Annotated in this window: 1 protein-coding gene; it reads left to right on the top strand. The window is 77.1% G+C overall.

Annotated elements, in window-relative coordinates; translation table 11 throughout:
- The coding region (locus GT030_RS00740) for a condensation domain-containing protein (RefSeq protein WP_237522133.1) at nt 1–680 on the top strand (680 nt) is incomplete at both ends.

The following is a 680-nucleotide window of genomic DNA, read 5'->3' on the forward strand; positions in this document are numbered from 1 at the left end:
CGCCACGAGAGCCTGCGCACCGTCTTCCCCGAGACCGACGGCGTGCCGCGTCAGCTCATCCTGGACGCCCGCACCGCCGACCTCGACCTCACCCCCCGCGACACCGACCCGGCCCGCCTGGACGAGGTGCTCGCCGCCGAGGTGGCCCACGCCTTCGACGTGAGCGCCGAAGCCCCGGTACGGGCCCGGCTGGTGCGGCTCGGCACCGAGACACACGTCCTCGTCCTGGTCCTGCACCACATCGCGGGCGACGGCTGGTCCCTGGCCCCGCTCGCCCGCGACCTCGGCGAGGCGTACCGGGCGCGGCTCGCGCACGAGGAGCCCGGCTGGACCGACCTCGCCGTCCAGTACGCCGACTACACACTGTGGCAGCACGCGCTGCTCGGCGACGAGGAGGACCCGGACAGCCGGGCCGCCCGGCAACTCGCCTACTGGCGTGAGGCGCTGGCCGGCGCGCCGGAGCTGCTGGAGCTGCCCGGCGACCGGCCGCGCCCGGCGGTCACCGGGCACCGGGGCGACGCGTTCGCCTTCCCCGTGGACGCCGGCACCCACCAGGCCCTCGCCGCGCTCGCCCGCGCCCGCGGGTGCAGCCTCTTCATGGTGCTGCAGGCCGCCCTCGCGGTGCTGCTGTCCCGGCACGGCGCCGGAGAGGACATCCCGCTCGGCACCGCCGTCGCCGG

It is taken from the genome of Streptomyces sp. SID1328, assembly GCF_009865595.1.
Lineage (GTDB): Bacteria > Actinomycetota > Actinomycetes > Streptomycetales > Streptomycetaceae > Streptomyces > Streptomyces griseoluteus.